Origin of the sequence: Microbispora bryophytorum, from assembly GCF_006874465.1 — a bacterium.
GTDB classification, from domain to species: Bacteria; Actinomycetota; Actinomycetes; order Streptosporangiales; family Streptosporangiaceae; genus Microbispora; species Microbispora bryophytorum.
In genome coordinates this window covers 1-15,038 of record NZ_VIRL01000020.1, presented here as the reverse complement: position 1 = coordinate 15,038, position 15,038 = coordinate 1, and the positions used below count along the sequence as shown (strand labels likewise).

Genomic DNA, 15,038 nt, shown 5'->3' with positions numbered 1-15,038 from the left:
CATCAGCCCAGCGCGCGGCGGTAGAGCCAGAACACCCGCTCGGCGCGGGCGCCCACCGCCCGGGAGTAGAAGCGGAGCGGGCCCACCCAGCCGATCTGCGCGGACGTCTGCCCGGCGGCGGCCTGCTCGTCGAGGCAGCGGCGCAGCAGCACCCGGCCCACGCCGAGCCCACGGGCGGCCTCGGCCGTGCCCATCGGCCCGAACCACAGCGGCCGGGCGCCCCAGGCGGCGAAGCCGAGGATCTCCCCGTCGCGCGCCGCCCCGTCGCGGAAGGCGTAATGCAGACCGGTCGCCTGCTCGGCCTCCCAGGCCCATTTGTCGTTCCACTGCTCGCGGACGAAGGCCGCGACCTGCGCCCGCTCTCCGGCCGGGTCACCGTGAGCAGGCGCCGCGGCGACGGTGACCCCGGCCGCGGCGAGCCGGGCCAGGTCGGCCTCGTGCTCGGCCTCGTCGTAGCGGGCGGGCAGGTCGGCCGTCATGTTCCAGGCCACGCGGTAGCGCTCGTAACCCAGGCTCTCGGCCAGGCAGGCGGCCGGGGTGTAGCGCACGTCGATCCCGGGCCAGGCGTAGCAGGGCGGGTTGCCGGCGAACCTCGCCTCGGCCGCGCCGCGCGCCCGCATCCACTCCTCGGCCGCGCCCACGAGCGCCCGCCCGATCCCCCGGCCCCGGGCGGCGGGATCCACGGCGATCAGGTCGATGTGACCGGCGCCGTCCGCGCCGATCGAGGTGAACACGGCGCCGTCCCGGTCCGGGGTGGCCAGGACCGTCCACGCCCGCTCCCCCGGCGGGTCGGCCAGCCGCCGTACGACCAGCGCGGCGTCGTCGGCGTCGGCCCACAGCGCGGCGGCGGCCAGGCGCTCCAGCGCCCCGTCCGCCTCGACCGGAAGGATGTCCGTCACTCGCCCACCCCCACCGGGATCACGCTGCGCCGCCTGGGGTGGAAGCAGGCGTACTCCTGCCCACCCTCCTGCCCGGCCTCCTGTTCCGGCCCTCCGTCGCGGCCCAGCACGGGCATCTCGTTCTCGCAGCGCTCGGTGCTGAACGGGCAGCGCCGGGCGAACAGGCAGCCGCCGTCGGGCTCGCCCTCCCGCTGCATCTCCCTCGGCACGACCCGCTCGGCGCCCGGCCGTTCCAGGCCGTGCAGCACCGGGATCGCCGACAGCAGCGACTGCGTGTACGGATGGACCGGGTCCGAGATGATCTTCTCTGTGGCGCCCCGCTCGACGACCTGGCCGCGGTAGAGCACGTACAGCTCGCCGTCGTCGCCGATGTAGCGGGCGGTGGCGATGTCGTGGGTGATGAACAGCACGCCCACGCCGAGGCGCTCGCGCAGGTCCTTCAGCAGGGCGAGGATGCCCAGGCGCAGCGACACGTCGATCATCGAGACGGCCTCGTCGGCGACGAGCACCTCGGGGTCCATGGTGAGCGCGCGGGCGATCACCACGCGCTGGCGCATGCCGCCCGACAGCTGGTGAGGGTAGCGCGGGAGCACGTAGCCGGGGTCGATGCCGACCATCGCCAGCAGCTCCGCGGCCCGCCCGTCGACCCACGAGCGCGGGCGGCCCGCCTGCCGGGCGCGCAGCCGCAGCGGCGCCTCCAGCGTCTGGTGAATCGTCCGGGTGGGGTTGAGCGCCGAGTAGGGGTCCTGGTGGATGAGCTGGATCCGGCGGAAGTACGGCTGCCGCCTGCGGTGGCTCAGCGTGGACATCGGCACGCCGTCGATGACGATCTCGCCCGCGTCGTGGGTCTCCAGGCCGGCGACGATCCGGCCGAGCGTGGTCTTGCCGCTGCCCGACTCTCCGATGAACGAGACGGCGCCGCCCTTGGCGACGGCGAAGTCCACGCCGCGCAGCGCGGGCACCTCGCGGGCGCCGAGCACGCTGCCACGCTGCTTGAAGATCTTGGTGATGCCGGTCCCCGTGATCACACGAACTCCTCCTTCCGCTTGACCAGGGTGAGGTGGCGGTCGGCGGCGTGACAGGCGACGGTGCGGCCGTCCTGCGTGACGGACATGGGCTCGTCGGTCTCGCACACCTCCATCCGCCGCTCGCAGCGCTCGCGGAACACGCAGCCCTGCGTGGGCAGCGTCCCGAGCGTCGGCGGGCGGCCGGGCAGCGCCCGGGCCAGCGACAGATCGCCGGACAGCCGCGGGATCGCCCTGATCAGGCCCTGGGTGTACGGGTGCCGGGCGCTCCCGAGCACCTCGGTCACCGGGCCGTGCTCGACCACCCGGCCGCCGTACATGACGGCGAGGCTGTCGGCGACCTCGGCCACCGCGCCGACGTCGTGGGTGATGACGAGCGTGGTGAGCGCCCGCTCCTCGTGGACCTCGCGGATGATCCGCAGGATCGTGGCCTGCGTGATCATGTCGAGGGCGGTGGTCGGCTCGTCCAGAACGACGACCTTGGCGTTCAGGACGAGCGCGAGCATGATGCCGACCCGCTGGCGCATGCCGCCGGACAGCTCGTGCTGGTAGGAGTCGAGCACCCGGGCGCCGTCCATGCCCATGCGGGCCAGCAGGTCCTTGGCGTCGCGCACCAGCCCCCGCAGGTCCTCCACGTCGTGGGAGCGGCCGAGGTCGAGCAGCTGCTTGCCGATGGTCTTCAGCGGGTTCAGCGAGTTCTGCGCGGCCTGGAAGACGTATCCGACCTGGCGGCCGCGGGTGCGGCGCAGGTCCTCGCCCCGCAGCGTCAGCACGTCGCCGAGGCCGTCGATCTCGACGCTGCCCGCCGCGATCCTGCCGGGCGGCTGCACCGCGTTGAGCAGCGACAACGCGAGCGTCGACTTGCCCGAACCCGACTCGCCGACGACGCCGGTGATCGTGCCGGGGGCCAGGGCGAGGTCGACGCCGCGTACGGCGGGCAGCTCGCCGGCGGGCGTCTTGTAGACGACCGTGAGGTCCCGGATCCGGACCCCCGGTGCGGCCGTGTGACGTGCGGCCGTGTGAGCGGTCATGGGGGCTACTCCTCCCGCAGGCGGGGATTGAAGATCTCGTCCATCGCGTCCACGATCAGCACGATGCCCAGAGTGAGCAGCAGGATCGCGATCAGCGGGGCCAGCAGGTACGGCAGCGCGGCGGGAGTGGTGAGCGCCCCGCCGTTGAACACCGCGAGGTTCAGCATCACGCCCCAGTTGTTCGACTCGAACGGCAGCACGCCGAGGAAGAACAGGCCCACCTGGGCGTACACCGCGCCGGTGACGGCGATGAGCATGTTCATCGCGATGTAGGGCGCCATGCTCGGCAGCAGTTCGCGGCCGATGATGTGCCGGGTGGGCAGGCCGAGGCCGCGGGCGGCCTCGATGAAGCCGCGCTCGCGCAACGACAGCGTCTGCGACCGCACGGCGCGGGCGATGCCGCCCCAGCCGAGCACCCCGAGCACCAGGCCCATCTCCAGCGGGCTCTCGAACTTCCACACCGTGGACAGCACGAGCAGCAGCGGCAGGCCGGGAATCGCGAGGTTCATGTCGGTCAGGCGCATCAGCAGCGTGTCCCACCGGCCGCGGTGGAAGCCCGCGACCAGCCCGATGAGCGTGCCGAGCGCGACCGTGATGACGGCCGTGGCCAGGCCGGTGAGCAGCACGTAGCGCGCGCCGGTGACGACCAGTGCGAGCACGTCGGTGCCCTCGAAGTCGGTGCCGAAGGGGTGGGCCAGGCTCGGCGGCGCGTACAGCGCGTTGTCGTCGCGCGGCAGCTGCGCGGGGTAGAGCAGCGGCCCGGCCACACCGATGACCGCGAACAGCACGACGATGCCCACCCCGGCCATGCGGCTGGGCTTGCGCCGCAGCACCCGCCACACCCCGCGCCAGAAGTTGCGCCGCAGCGTGGCCCGCGTCGTCCCGGCCGGCACGGCCCCGGGGCTGATCGCCCCCTCCGGGTTGACGATGACGGTCATGCCGCGCCTCCGCTCCTGACCCGGGGGTCGATCGCCGTGTACAGCAGGTCGGCGGCGATGTTGGCGACGACGATGCCCACCGTGATCACCAGGAACGTGCCTCCCATCAGCGCGTAGTCGCGACTGCTGATGCTGTTGACGAGCAGCAGGCCGAGGCCCGGGTAGTTGAAGATCTCCTCGATGAAGATCGAGCCGCCGAACAGCATGCCGATCGACAGGGCGAGGATCGTGAACAGCGGCAGGATCGCGTTGCGCGCGAGATACCGGAACACGAAGCCGCGCCGCAGGCCGCGTAGTTCGGCCGCGAGGATGAAGTCGTCGCCGAGCACGGCGACGACGTTCGACTTCATCGCGAGGATCCACCCGCCGTAGCTGGCCAGCGTGTACGTGACGACCGGCAGCACGGCGTGGTGCACCAGCGAGCCGATGTAGCCGGCGTTGAAGCCGGGGACGAACTCGACGTCCACCGGCCCGCCCGACGGCATGATCGGCCACAGCGTGGCGAAGATCGCGGTGAGCAGCAGGCCGATGACGTACACCGGCACGCCGTGCAGCAGCGAGCCGGACAGCGCGAGCACGTCGCCCAGCTTGCCCGACCGCTTGATCGCGGCGTAGACGCCCATGGTGACGCCGAGCAGGAAGCTCAGCAGCGTGCCGGCGAGGACCGGGAGCACGGTCCACCGGGCCGCGTGGCCGATGAGCGTGGTCACCTCCACGCCTGGTGTGCTGAGTGACCGCCCGAGGTCGAGGTGGAGCAGCGAGCCCATGTAGCCGACGTACTGCTGCCACAGGTTGCCGGTCGGCAGGAAGCCGTACAGGACGGCGGTGGCCCGTTCGGCCTGCTCGGGCGACATGCCCTTCTGGATCAGGCTCTCGTACTGCCCGAGCACGGGATCGCCGGGGATCTCCCGGATGATGACGAAGCTGATCGTGGCGACGACCCAGATCATGGCCAGGCCGCGGCCCAGATGGCCGCCGATCTTCCTGGCGACCGCGCCCAGCCGGGGACGCCCCGGAACGGCGTGCGTCATGCCTGCCCCTTCTCCGCTTTTTTGATCATCCCGAGCTGCATCCACACCCCGGACGACAGCCGCAGGGACTCGTCGTCGTCCGGCGGGAACGCGGTGTACCGGGAGGTGTTCACGAACTGGGTGTTCACGTAGTCCCAGAGCTGGACGACCGGGAGCTGTTCGTTGGCGACCTTGGCCAGGACGCCGACGATGCGCTGCTGCTCGTCGTGGGACGCGAAGTTCAGCTTGCTGGTCAGCTCGCCGGGGTCGACCGTGCCGGCGGCGCCGGCGTCGGCCTTCTCCGGCCCGCCCATCCAGTTGCCCTCGGTGCCCGGCGCGACGTGCCGCAGCCGGCCGCCGAACATCTGCCAGCCGTTCGCCTGCCCGTACAGCCGCTGGAAGATGTTGTACGGCGAGGGTCCGAGGCCGATCAGCCAGAACCCGAGGTCGTACTTGCCGTCGGCCAGCTCTCCGAGATAAAGGGTGTAGTCGGCGGCGGTGACCACGCTCGCGTCGATGCCGTGGTCGCCGAGCTGGCTGGTGATCGACTTGGCCGCGGCGACCCAGTCGGAGAACGACGCGGGCACGTGGATGCGGACCTTCCACGGGCTGCCGTCGGGCAGGGTCCAGTGGCCGCCCCGCTTGGTCATGCCGGCCGCCTTCAGCTCGGCGTCGGCCTTGGCGGGGCTCACGCGGTACTGATTCAGGCTGTCGAACGCGTCGCCCAGCCAGGCCCGGGCCGCCTTGGCGTGGATGCCGGAGGTGGTGACGGCGGGCGTGCCGCCCTCCGGAGAGGCGATCTTCGTGACCTGGGCGCGGTCGATCAGGTAGGCGATCGCCCGCCGCACGTGCACGTTGTCGTACGGCTTGTGCGACTGGTTGAACGCGAGGGAGACCGCCACGGGAGAGTAGCCCTTGATCACCTCGCTGCCCTTCGCGTCGCGGATTCGGTCCAGGACGGCGGTGGGCACGGAGGTGAAGGGAGCGTTGTCCAGCCGGCCGGCGATCAGGTAGTTCCAGATCTGCTCGTTGCCGGTGTAGTTCAGGAGCTTCACCTTGTCCGGCACGATGTTCTGCCGGGCGTAGAAGTAGGGGTTGCGCGTGAGCAGCGCCGCGCCGGGGTTCACCCGCTCCAGCACGAACGGCCCGGCGGACACGTCGTGGCCGGGGTCGAAGGCGATGACATTCTCCGCCAGCCCGGTGATCTGGCTCTTCGCCTTCTCGGCCGCCGCGCCCTGGCCGTGCTGGGCGACCTTGAGCGTCTGCCAGAAGTTCGCGGGCAGCAGCTTCCCGAAGACGTGCGCGGGCACGACCACCGTCGACAGCAGGTTGGCGAGGAACGTCGAGCTGCGGTTGGCGCCCTGTGTCACCCTGATCGTCTTGGGGTCGACGACCTGGATGTCGGCGGCGGCGCCGGCCGCCTTCGGGTCCAGCGCGTACGCCGTGCCGCCCTGGGTGTAGGCGAGACCGATCGAGACACGCACGTCCTCGCTGGTCACCGGCACGCCGTCGGACCACCTGGCGTTCGGCTGCAGGCGGATGACGACCTCCGACCGGTCAGGGGAGATGCTCCAGCTCCTGGCGATGGCCGGGTAGAACTGGTTGGGGTCGGTGGGGTCGTTCTTGGGCCACGCCAGCGCCATGCCGTTGTATCCCGAGAAGACCGATCCGACGGGGTTGAACGGGTTGATCGGCGCGCTCGCGTTGATCTGCTTGCTGCCGTCGATCGTGGTGTACACGCCGCCGCCCCGCTGGGCGGTGTCCGTCGTCCCGGTAGTGCCGCAGGCGGTCACGGTGACGATGGACGCCACCGCCATGATCGCTGCGAGTCGCTTCATGGGCTGCTCCTGGTTCCCGATTGCCTGGACAATACGGGCGCGCTCGCGATGCCGTCAATTTTTTCCACGAGCAGACGTGGAGATGGAGTTAATTTTTACCGAGGCCACTACCTGCGAAGACGTCTCACGTGAGCGACCGGCGAACCGGTCAGGCGCCGCCGGTGAGCCAGCGGGCCGCCGCCCGCGCGGAGGCCGTGGAGTTACCGTGGGTGGTGAGATACAGCCGCCCGGCGGGCGGCCCCGGCATCCCCGTCTCGACCACGACCGCGTCCGGGCGGGCCCGCAGCGCCTCCTCCAGGAGCCGCCGCATCCAGGCGTGCCGTACGGCGTCGTGGACGACGATCACGAGCGGGCGCCCCGCCTCGCTCAGATCCGGCAGGTGCCCGTCGCCGTCCACTTCGGCCGTCGCCGTCCCGGGCAGGATCTCCTCGATCGCCTGACCGACTTTCAGCGGGGTCGCGCGGCCGACGGCCTGGCTGGGCCGCGCCGCCAGGTGCACCACCAGCGGCGCCTTCGTCAGCGGCGCCGCCGCCTGCTCCGCCGGGGTCGCGCGCAGGGCGGCCGTCGCCGCCGCCAGGCCGAGGCCCTCGTCGGCGTCGCGGGCCACCGCGGCCCTGGCCTCGGCCCGAGCGTCGTACCACGCGGCCAGGTCCCGCACCCGGCCCGCCGCCTCGGCCAGGCGTTCGTCCGTCAGCCGTCCGTCTCGGACCGCGCCGGTGATCGCGTCGCGCAGCGCGTAGACGCTCTCCCCCTGGGCCGAGGACACGCCGACGCAGATCGCGTCGGCCCCCGCGGCCAGCGCGCGGACCGCGATCTCGCCCGGCTCGTGCAGGGCGGAGACCGCGCGCATCTCGATCGCGTCGGTCACCACGAGCCCGTCGAACCCCAGCTCCTCGCGCAGCAGGCCGGTCAGCACCGCACGGCTCAGCGTCGCGGGGAGCGCGTCGACGGCGGGGACGAGCAGGTGGCCGCACATCACGGCGCGCACGCCCGCCGCGATGGCCGCCCGGAACGGCGGCAGGTCGCGCCGTTCTATCACCTCGCGGGAGGCGCGTACGGCGGGCAGCGCCAGGTGGGAGTCGGTCACGGTGTCCCCGTGGCCGGGGAAGTGCTTGGCGCAGGCGGCCACCCCCGCGCTCTGCAGCCCCTCGATCCACGCGGCGCCGTGGCGGCCGACCTCGTCGGGGTCGGAGCCGAAGGAACGCACGCCGATGACGGGGTTGCGGGGGTCGGCGTTGACGTCCACCACCGGGGCGTAGTCGAGGGTGATGCCGGCGGCGGCGACCATGCGGCCGATCTGCCGCGCCACCCGGCGGGTCAGCGACTCGTCGCCGGCGACGCCGAGCGCCAGGTTGCCCGGCCAGGAGCTGCCGGTGGCGGCCTCCAGCCGGGTGACGGCGCCGCCCTCCTCGTCCACGGCGACGACCACGTCCGGCCGTTCCCGGCGCAGATCGGCGACCAGGGCGGCCACCGAGCCGCGGGCGTTGTTACGGGCGACGTCGCGCGCGACGTCGCGGGCGATGTTGCGGGCGATGTTGCGGGCGATGTTGCGGGCGAACAGGACCACCCCGCCCAGGCCCTCGCCGAGCGCCCGCCGCAACCAGTCGGGCGGTTCCGTGCCCTCGAAACCGGGCTGGAGCACGGCCATCGCCATCCGGTCCAGCTCGCCGCCGCTCAGCCCCATGGGCCCCCCTGCTCGATCAGCACGCGGTGCGCCTCGTCGGCGCGTGGATCGCCGGGCAGGGCGGACCGCACCGCGAGCGCGGCGGCCCCCGCCGCGTTGTCTCCCGCGCGCATCAGCACGGCCCGCCTGCCCAGCTCGGCCCGGACCAGATGGGCGAGCTCGGTCGGCTCGGTCAGCAGCGACCCCGCGAGCACCAGCGGCCCTCCGCCACCCCCCGCCCGGACTCCCCGTGCAGGAGTGCCCTCCCCCACGACGACCCCTGCCGTACGGCACAGCCTGCGTGCCGCCTCGGCGACGATGCCGCGCGCCACCTCGTCGCCCTCGCGGGCGGCGGCGTCCACCACGGGCGCGAGCGTGCCCAGCCAGGCGGGCCCCGACTCGGCGACCCGCGCGTACACGGCCGCGACCAGGGCCTGGGTGAGCGCGGGCCCGTCGTCCTCGCCGGGCGCCCCCGTTCCCAGGACGGCCTCGGCCACCCGGGCGACCAGCACCGTGGGCGCGCCCCGGCCGTCGATCGCGTGCAGCGCCGCGGCGGCGGCCCGGCGGCCCAGCCACACGCCCGAGCCCTCGTCGCCCAGGAGCCAGCCCAGGCCGTCGGCCCGCCGTACGACGCGGCGGTCGCGGACGCGGGCGCCGATCGCGCCGGTGCCGGCCACCAGGACCGCGCCGTCGGGCTGATCGGTCGCGCCGGTGAAGGCGACGAGCACGTCCGCGACCACCGCCGGGCGCCCGGCGAGCCCGGCCTCCCGCCAGGCCCGCTCGGCGGGCTCGGCGGCGCGGGCGGACCCGGCCAGACCGAACACGCCCCCGGCGACCCGTGTGGGGTCCAGGCCCTCCAGCGCGCCGAGTAGCGCGGCGCGCAGGTTGGCGACCGGGTCGGGGACCGAGATCGCGTTGGCACCGCCGGCCCGTCCCCGCCCGGCGATCTCGCCCGACGCGGTGACCACGACGCAGCGCGTGCTGGTGCCGCCCCCGTCCACGCCGACGAACAGAGCCCCCACGGCCGCCCCCTTGTAGATACCTTCCATCAACCTATAAGGCGATGGAAATCTTCTACAACGGCCACCGGTCGGGCGAGATATCCGGCTATTTCTTGCTGTCGGTGAGATCGACGAGCGCGGTGGCCGCCCGGAAGAACTTGTTGCGTCCGAGATCCCCGACGGTCTTGACGTGGAAGGCCTTCTTCAACAGCTCCGCGTCCTCCGCGCTCACACCGGCCAGCGCGTCCACCGGCGCCTTGATGATCTCGTCCAGGGTCTTGTCCTCGTACTCGCGGTCGAGCAGCTTCGCCAGGTCTGCCGATACAGCCATGGTTCCCCCCATCGAACACGCCGCCGATATCTCTTGAAGTGCCCAAACGGCACATTTCCTATGCCGTTGCGAGCACCGAACTCGCGTAGTCCCACAGGCGGTCCGCCGCGTCCGGATCGAGCGCGTGGGCCGCCACGCCGCCCGGAACTTCGGGGGTGGCGGGCGGGGCCTCCTGGTTGTCCTCGAAGTAGCGGCCGGTCACGCCTTCCACCAGGGGCGAGGCCGCCAGCAGCACCGATGCCGCCGCGCCCTGGGCGAGCGTCTTGAGGTAGGGCTGCGGGATGATCTCGCCGTTCTCGTCGATCGCGCCCATCTCCCGCATGGTCGCTTCGTCCATGTAACGCTGGAGGTTCGTGATGATCCAGCCGGGGTTGAGCGCGTTCGCCGTGATTCCGTCGGCCGCCCACCGGCGCGCACCCACCGCGAGCAGGACGTCCGCCGTCTTGGACTGCCCGTAGGCCGCCCACGGGTGGTACGGCCGGCGCTCGAACTGCGGGTCGTCGAAGTTGAAGGGCGCGTCGCGATGGGCCCCGGAGCTGACGACGACGATCCGCGCCCGGCCCGCCGCCCGCAGACTGCTGTACAGGCCCATGGTCAGAGCGAAATGTCCGAGATAGTTCGTCGCGAGCTGCATCTCCCAGCCTTGTGCGGTCACCTCCCGCACCGGGATGGCCATGACCCCGGCGTTGGCGACCAGCACGTCGAGCGGGCCGCGCCAGTCCCGCACGAACGCCGCGACCGACGACAGATCGGCCAGGTCGAGCGCGGCGGACCGCACGGTTCCGGGCAGGTCGGCGAAGGTCGCGGCGACCTTCGCCGCGGCGGCCTGGTCGCGGGTGGCGATGGTGACCTCCGCGCCGGCCGCGGCCAGGACGCGGACGGTTTCGGTGCCGATGCCGGAGGCGCCGCCGGTGACGACGACGCGCCGCCCGGTCAGATCCACCCCCTCGATGACCTCCGCAGCGGTGGCGTGGGAGTGGAACGGAGTCGTGAGACGAGTCTGGTTGCTGTTCATGAGGCCACGCTAGAAGCCACGACTCAGACTATCTATAATAGAAAGTCCACAGAACTTCATTGTACGTCCAATCGACTCGAATCGCCGCGGGGGAAGCAGATGGATCCGCTCGAAGACGTGCTCGCGCTGCTGGGCACCAGGGCGCACCTGTCCACGGGAATGACGGCGGGCGGCAGCTGGGCGGTGCGCTTCGAACCGCCGGACGGCGTGAAGTTCAACACCCTCCGGCGCGGCCGGTGCCTCCTGGACGTCGAGGGCCTCACCGCGCCGATCCCTCTGGCGGAGGGCGACTGCTTCCTGCTCACGCACCCCCTCGCCTTCACGCTCTTCAGCGACCCCGACGCCGTCCCGGTCGACGCCGGGCCCTTGTGGACGGCCGCAGGGGACCGCCTCCCCCACGTCGGCGACGGTGTCGACACCTTCCTCGTCGGCGGCCGCTTCTCGTTCGGCGACCGCGCGCGCGGGCTCCTGCTCGACGGGCTGCCCCCGGTCATCCACGTGCCCGCGGACACCGACGAGGCGAGCGCGGTGCGGTGGGCCCTCGGTCAGATCGACGCCGAGCTGCGGGGGCGTCCGATCGGCTCGACGCTCGTGGCCGAGCATCTCGCCGTGGTCATGCTCATCCACGTCCTGCGTCTGCATCTCGCCCGCGAGCCCCACGCGGTGTCGGGGTGGCTCGCCGGTCTCGCCGACCCCGTGGTCGCGGCGGCGCTGCGGTCCATTCACGCCCGGCCCGCCCACCCGTGGACCGTCGCGGAGCTGGCACGGGCCGGTGCGGTGTCCCGATCCACCCTCGCCGCGCGGTTCAAGGACACGGTCGGTCTCGGCCCCCTCGACTACCTCACCCGGTGGCGGATCGAGCTCGCCTCCCAGCGTCTGCGCATCGGCGACGACACGCTCGCCACGATCGCCCTCGCCGTCGGCTACGGCTCGGAAAGCGCCCTCAGCACCGCGTTCAAGCGGATCACCGGCAGCTCACCGCGCGAGTATCGACGGCAGCGGGCGGATGCTCCGGCCGTCGTCGCGTCCCCGAGCCCGGCACCGCAGCCCGCCGGCTGAACCGGCATCGCCGCAGGGACGGCGGATAAGAAACCGGACGTCCGCGCCGCGAGCGACACGGCGTCCCGGACCGGGAACCGGGCACCCGGCATGCCATATTGGCTGTGCCATGCCGGTGACATCGCCTCTCCGCCTCGCCCGAGCCGCCGCCTTCACCGCGGTGTGCCTCGGCCTGGGCATGGTGGCGCACCTGGTCAGCGGTGGTGAGGTCGCCCCCGGCGCGCTGGCGCTGGGCCTGCCGGCGGTCTTCGCCGCCGCGCTGCCGCTGTCGGGCAGGGAACGGACGCTGCGCGCGATCCTGCCCCTCCTCGCGGCCCTGCAGGTCGCGCTGCACGTGTTGTTCGCCCTGTCGTCCCCGTCGTCGTCCGCCGTTCATGTCCTGGCTGAGCATGCCCTCGCGCAGCATGTCCTCGCGCAGCATGTCCCGACCGGGCTCGCCATGGCCGGGCACGCGCATGCCGGGCCGGGCTTCGGAATGCTGGCCGGGCACGGCTGGGCGGTGGTGCTGACGGCGCTGTGGCTGGCCAGGGGCGAGGCCGCCCTGTGGGCGCTGCTGCGGCGGCTCGCCGTACGGCTCACGAGGATCGCGGCCGATCCGGCACCGCCGGTGTTCACGCCGCCGGCGTCGCCGCACCCGGACGAGCCGTGCCTGCCGCGCTCCGTCGCGCCACGTCACTGCGTCACCCGGCGCGGCCCCCCTCGCCTTCTCCAGCCGTCCATCTGAGACGGCTCTCCTCACCCGCTCCCGGCCGCATAGGGCCCCGGGAGCGTTGTCGATGCTTTTTCCGGCGGAGCATGCCGCGCGTATGCCCGATCTTCGGCCGTGGCGGCCAGTCCCCGCCGCGCCGCCGGGACGGCCTGCAGCGGACGGCCCGCAGGGGACGGCCCACAGGGTCTGCCTCGCATGCCCAGGAACGCCATCCGCGTGCCCGCCGGACGACCGAGAGAAGGCTTTCGCATGCCCATCACGACCGTTACCCGCGTGCTCCCGGCGGCGCTGACCGCACTCCTGGCCGCCGGGGCCTGTTCCGCGCCGTCCGGCACAGTGACCGGCGCCATCCCCCACACCGTGACCGGCGCCACTCCCCACACCGTGGCCGGCACCGCCACCACCACCGCGGCCACCACCATCGCGGCCGCTACGGCTACCGCGGCCTCGCCGGCCCCCGCCTCTTCGGCCGCCGCCCCGCTGTCGATCAGCGACCCGTGGGTGAAGACGGCCCGCTCCGGCATGAGCGCCGCCTTCGCCACGCTGGTCAACACCACCGGCGAGGCGGTGACCGTCGTCGCGGCGAGCACTCCCGTCTCCTCGTCCGTGGAGCTGCACGAGGTCGTCGGAGACGGCGGCACCACGACCATGCGCCGCAAGCAGGGCGGGTTCGTGATCCCCGCCGGCGGCAGGCACGTGCTGCAGCCCGGCGGCGACCACATCATGCTCATAGGCGTGCGCACAGCCGTCGAGCCGGGTGTGGAGGTGCCCTTCACGCTCACCCTGAAGGACGGCAGGACGGTGTCCTTCATTGCGGTGGCCAAGGACTTCGCCGGCGCCAACGAGTCCTACGCCTCTCATGAGTGAGGGCGGATACGCGGCGGGACTGCGACTGACCCGGCGCGGCCTTCTCACGGGAGGGGCCGCCGCCGCGGCGGCGGCCTGCGCCCCGGTCTCCGCCGTACCGGACACTCCAGGACGCGCATCGGCCGGACCGGCGCCCCTCCCCGGCGGCGACGCCGTCGAACCCTTCCACGGCGCCCACCAGGCGGGCGTCGCGACGTCTCCGCAGACGTTCGCGGTGTTCGCCGGGTTCGACCTGCGGACGGGGACCGGCCGTGTGGCGCTCGCGCGCCTGATGCGGCTGCTCACCGACGACGCACGGCGGCTGACCCGGGGCGAGCCCGCCCTCGCCGACACCGACGCCGAACTCGCGCTCCTGTCCGCGCGGCTCACCGTCACCTTCGGATTCGGCTCTGGGCTGTTCCAGGCGGCAGGGGCCGGGCATCTCGCGCCGCAAGCGCTGCCGCCGTTCAAGGTCGACGCCCTCCAGCCCCGCTGGAGCGGCGGGGACCTGCTGGTCCAGGTGTGCGCGGACGACCGCGTCACGCTGGCGCACGCGCTGCGCGTGCTCGTCAGGGACGCCCGCTCCTTCGCCACCGTGCGCTGGACCCAGCACGGGTTCCGGCAGAGCCCGCAGGTGCGCGCGCCGGGGACGACCCAGCGTAACCTGATGGGCCAGCTCGACGGCACCGTCAACCCCCGGCCCGGGTCGGCGGACTTCGAGCGGGCCGTGTGGGTGCGCGACGGGTGGCTGCGCGGCGGCACGACACTGGTGCTTCGCCGCATCCGAATGGACCTGGAGAAGTGGGACGCCGCGGACCGGTCGGCCAAGGAGTTCAGCGTCGGGCGGCGGCTGGACACCGGTGCGCCGCTGACCGGCCGGGCCGAGACCGACGAGCCCGACTTCGCCGCGCTCGGCCCGTCGGGCCTGCCGATCATCTCGGAGTACGCGCACATCCGCCGCGCCCGGGTCGCCGACCCGGGCCTGCGGATCCTGCGGCGGGCCTACAACTACGAGTACGGCCTCAGCCCGGAGGGCCGGCCCGACGCGGGTCTGTTGTTCGCGTCCTATCAGGCCGACGTGGCACGGCAGTTCGTCCCGATTCAGCAGCGCCTCGCCGAGGTGGACCTGCTCAACCAGTGGATCACACCCATCGGGTCGGCTGTTTTCGCCATACCGCCCGGGTGTTCGCCAGACGGCTGGATCGGGGAGACCATCCTGTCCTGACCCCGGCGCATCCTGACGGACCGGCCCGGTTCCTGTCACGGGGATCGCGCCCCCCTTCAGAACGGCGGCACTTCGAGGTCGCTTCTGAAGGAAGCTCCTCCGGTTTCGTCGTCGGCCTGCTCACTGGCACCATGTCCGGCGCCATGTCCGGCGCCGTGTCCGGCACCGCTTCTGGCGCCGTGTCCGGCACCGCTTCTGGCGCCGTGTCCGGCACCGTGTATGGCACTGTGTCCGGCACCGTGTCTGGCGCCCTGTCTGGTTTCGCTGTCCGCCTCGCCACTGGTCGTGTCGTGACGTCCGCCGCTGTGACTGGGAGTTGTCTGAGGTCGGGATGGAGTCATGATGGTGTCCGGTGTTCCGGCGGGGTTGGCGGGCAGGTGTCCGGGCGGGGTGTCGGGCCAGTTGCGGGGCTGGGGGTCGGGGGCGGGTTGGATGATCTTCGGGAGTG

General features: G+C 72.7%; 14 protein-coding genes. 4 read left to right on the top strand and 10 right to left on the bottom strand.

The annotated features are described in order from the left end of the window. Nucleotides 1-2: 2 nt before the first annotated feature. From FLX07_RS28715 to FLX07_RS28670, 10 genes are all read right to left on the bottom strand, one after another. Nucleotides 3-899, bottom strand: coding sequence for a GNAT family N-acetyltransferase (locus tag FLX07_RS28715; protein WP_142574814.1), 897 nt, complete (start codon nt 897-899; stop codon nt 3-5). Continuing rightward, complete coding sequence (locus FLX07_RS28710) at nt 896-1,927, bottom strand: ABC transporter ATP-binding protein (protein WP_142574813.1); 1,032 nt, start codon at nt 1,925-1,927, stop codon at nt 896-898. Before FLX07_RS28710 ends, FLX07_RS28715 begins: the two co-directional genes overlap by 4 nt. Continuing rightward, a complete protein-coding gene (locus tag FLX07_RS28705) occupies nt 1,924-2,955 on the bottom strand; it encodes an ABC transporter ATP-binding protein (RefSeq protein ID WP_142574812.1) in 1,032 nt (343 codons plus the stop codon). The genes FLX07_RS28710 and FLX07_RS28705 overlap by 4 nt, the downstream gene beginning before the upstream one ends. Nucleotides 2,956-2,960: 5 nt before the next feature. Continuing rightward, nucleotides 2,961-3,893, bottom strand: a complete 933-nt coding sequence (locus FLX07_RS28700; protein ID WP_142574811.1) for an ABC transporter permease — start codon at nt 3,891-3,893, stop codon at nt 2,961-2,963. Continuing rightward, the gene (locus tag FLX07_RS28695; protein ID WP_142574810.1) at nt 3,890-4,924 is read right to left on the bottom strand and encodes an ABC transporter permease; all 1,035 of its coding nucleotides are present in this window, start codon (nt 4,922-4,924) and stop codon (nt 3,890-3,892) included. Before FLX07_RS28695 ends, FLX07_RS28700 begins: the two co-directional genes overlap by 4 nt. Further along, nucleotides 4,921-6,741, bottom strand: a complete 1,821-nt coding sequence (locus FLX07_RS28690; RefSeq protein ID WP_142574809.1) for an ABC transporter substrate-binding protein — start codon at nt 6,739-6,741, stop codon at nt 4,921-4,923. Before FLX07_RS28690 ends, FLX07_RS28695 begins: the two co-directional genes overlap by 4 nt. A 148-nt stretch (nt 6,742-6,889) precedes the next feature. Beyond that, complete coding sequence (locus FLX07_RS28685) at nt 6,890-8,425, bottom strand: glycoside hydrolase family 3 protein (RefSeq protein ID WP_142574808.1); 1,536 nt, start codon at nt 8,423-8,425, stop codon at nt 6,890-6,892. Beyond that, a complete protein-coding gene (locus FLX07_RS28680; protein WP_189104908.1) occupies nt 8,416-9,453 on the bottom strand; it encodes an N-acetylglucosamine kinase in 1,038 nt (345 codons plus the stop codon). Before FLX07_RS28680 ends, FLX07_RS28685 begins: the two co-directional genes overlap by 10 nt. Before the next feature lie 58 nt (nt 9,454-9,511). Further along, nucleotides 9,512-9,736, bottom strand: a complete 225-nt coding sequence (locus FLX07_RS28675; protein ID WP_142574807.1) for a hypothetical protein — start codon at nt 9,734-9,736, stop codon at nt 9,512-9,514. Between the two features lie 58 nt (nt 9,737-9,794). Continuing rightward, the gene (locus FLX07_RS28670; protein WP_142574806.1) at nt 9,795-10,751 is read right to left on the bottom strand and encodes an SDR family NAD(P)-dependent oxidoreductase; all 957 of its coding nucleotides are present in this window, start codon (nt 10,749-10,751) and stop codon (nt 9,795-9,797) included. Nucleotides 10,752-10,850: 99 nt separating this feature from the next. Between FLX07_RS28670 and FLX07_RS28665 the strand changes: the two genes are divergently transcribed. From FLX07_RS28665 to FLX07_RS28650, 4 genes are all read left to right on the top strand, one after another. Beyond that, entirely contained in the window at nt 10,851-11,810 is a 960-nt protein-coding gene (locus tag FLX07_RS28665; RefSeq protein ID WP_142574805.1) for an AraC family transcriptional regulator, read from the top strand. Nucleotides 11,811-11,919: 109 nt separating this feature from the next. Further along, complete coding sequence (locus tag FLX07_RS28660) at nt 11,920-12,534, top strand: MFS transporter (RefSeq protein ID WP_167748424.1); 615 nt, start codon at nt 11,920-11,922, stop codon at nt 12,532-12,534. A 234-nt stretch (nt 12,535-12,768) separates the two neighbouring features. After that, entirely contained in the window at nt 12,769-13,386 is a 618-nt protein-coding gene (locus FLX07_RS28655) for a copper chaperone PCu(A)C (RefSeq protein WP_142574803.1), read from the top strand. After that, nucleotides 13,379-14,590, top strand: coding sequence for a Dyp-type peroxidase (locus tag FLX07_RS28650; protein ID WP_142574802.1), 1,212 nt, complete (start codon nt 13,379-13,381; stop codon nt 14,588-14,590). The genes FLX07_RS28655 and FLX07_RS28650 overlap by 8 nt, the downstream gene beginning before the upstream one ends. The last annotated feature ends 448 nt before the right edge of the window (nt 14,591-15,038 follow it).

What these genes read in the sequence shown, in the direction of transcription:
- FLX07_RS28705 (WP_142574812.1), bottom strand. Translation starts at nt 2,955, where the DNA reads ATGACCGCTCACACGGCCGCACGTCACACGGCCGCACCGGGGGTCCGG.
- FLX07_RS28700 (WP_142574811.1), bottom strand. Translation starts at nt 3,893, where the DNA reads ATGACCGTCATCGTCAACCCGGAGGGGGCGATCAGCCCCGGGGCCGTG.
- FLX07_RS28695 (WP_142574810.1), bottom strand. Translation starts at nt 4,924, where the DNA reads ATGACGCACGCCGTTCCGGGGCGTCCCCGGCTGGGCGCGGTCGCCAGG.
- FLX07_RS28690 (WP_142574809.1), bottom strand. Translation starts at nt 6,741, where the DNA reads ATGAAGCGACTCGCAGCGATCATGGCGGTGGCGTCCATCGTCACCGTG.
- FLX07_RS28685 (WP_142574808.1), bottom strand. Translation starts at nt 8,425, where the DNA reads ATGGGGCTGAGCGGCGGCGAGCTGGACCGGATGGCGATGGCCGTGCTC.
- FLX07_RS28680 (WP_189104908.1), bottom strand. Translation starts at nt 9,453, where the DNA reads ATGGAAGGTATCTACAAGGGGGCGGCCGTGGGGGCTCTGTTCGTCGGC.
- FLX07_RS28675 (WP_142574807.1), bottom strand. Translation starts at nt 9,736, where the DNA reads ATGGCTGTATCGGCAGACCTGGCGAAGCTGCTCGACCGCGAGTACGAG.
- FLX07_RS28670 (WP_142574806.1), bottom strand. Translation starts at nt 10,751, where the DNA reads ATGAACAGCAACCAGACTCGTCTCACGACTCCGTTCCACTCCCACGCC.
- FLX07_RS28665 (WP_142574805.1), top strand. Translation starts at nt 10,851, where the DNA reads ATGGATCCGCTCGAAGACGTGCTCGCGCTGCTGGGCACCAGGGCGCAC.
- FLX07_RS28660 (WP_167748424.1), top strand. Translation starts at nt 11,920, where the DNA reads ATGCCGGTGACATCGCCTCTCCGCCTCGCCCGAGCCGCCGCCTTCACC.
- FLX07_RS28655 (WP_142574803.1), top strand. Translation starts at nt 12,769, where the DNA reads ATGCCCATCACGACCGTTACCCGCGTGCTCCCGGCGGCGCTGACCGCA.
- FLX07_RS28650 (WP_142574802.1), top strand. Translation starts at nt 13,379, where the DNA reads ATGAGTGAGGGCGGATACGCGGCGGGACTGCGACTGACCCGGCGCGGC.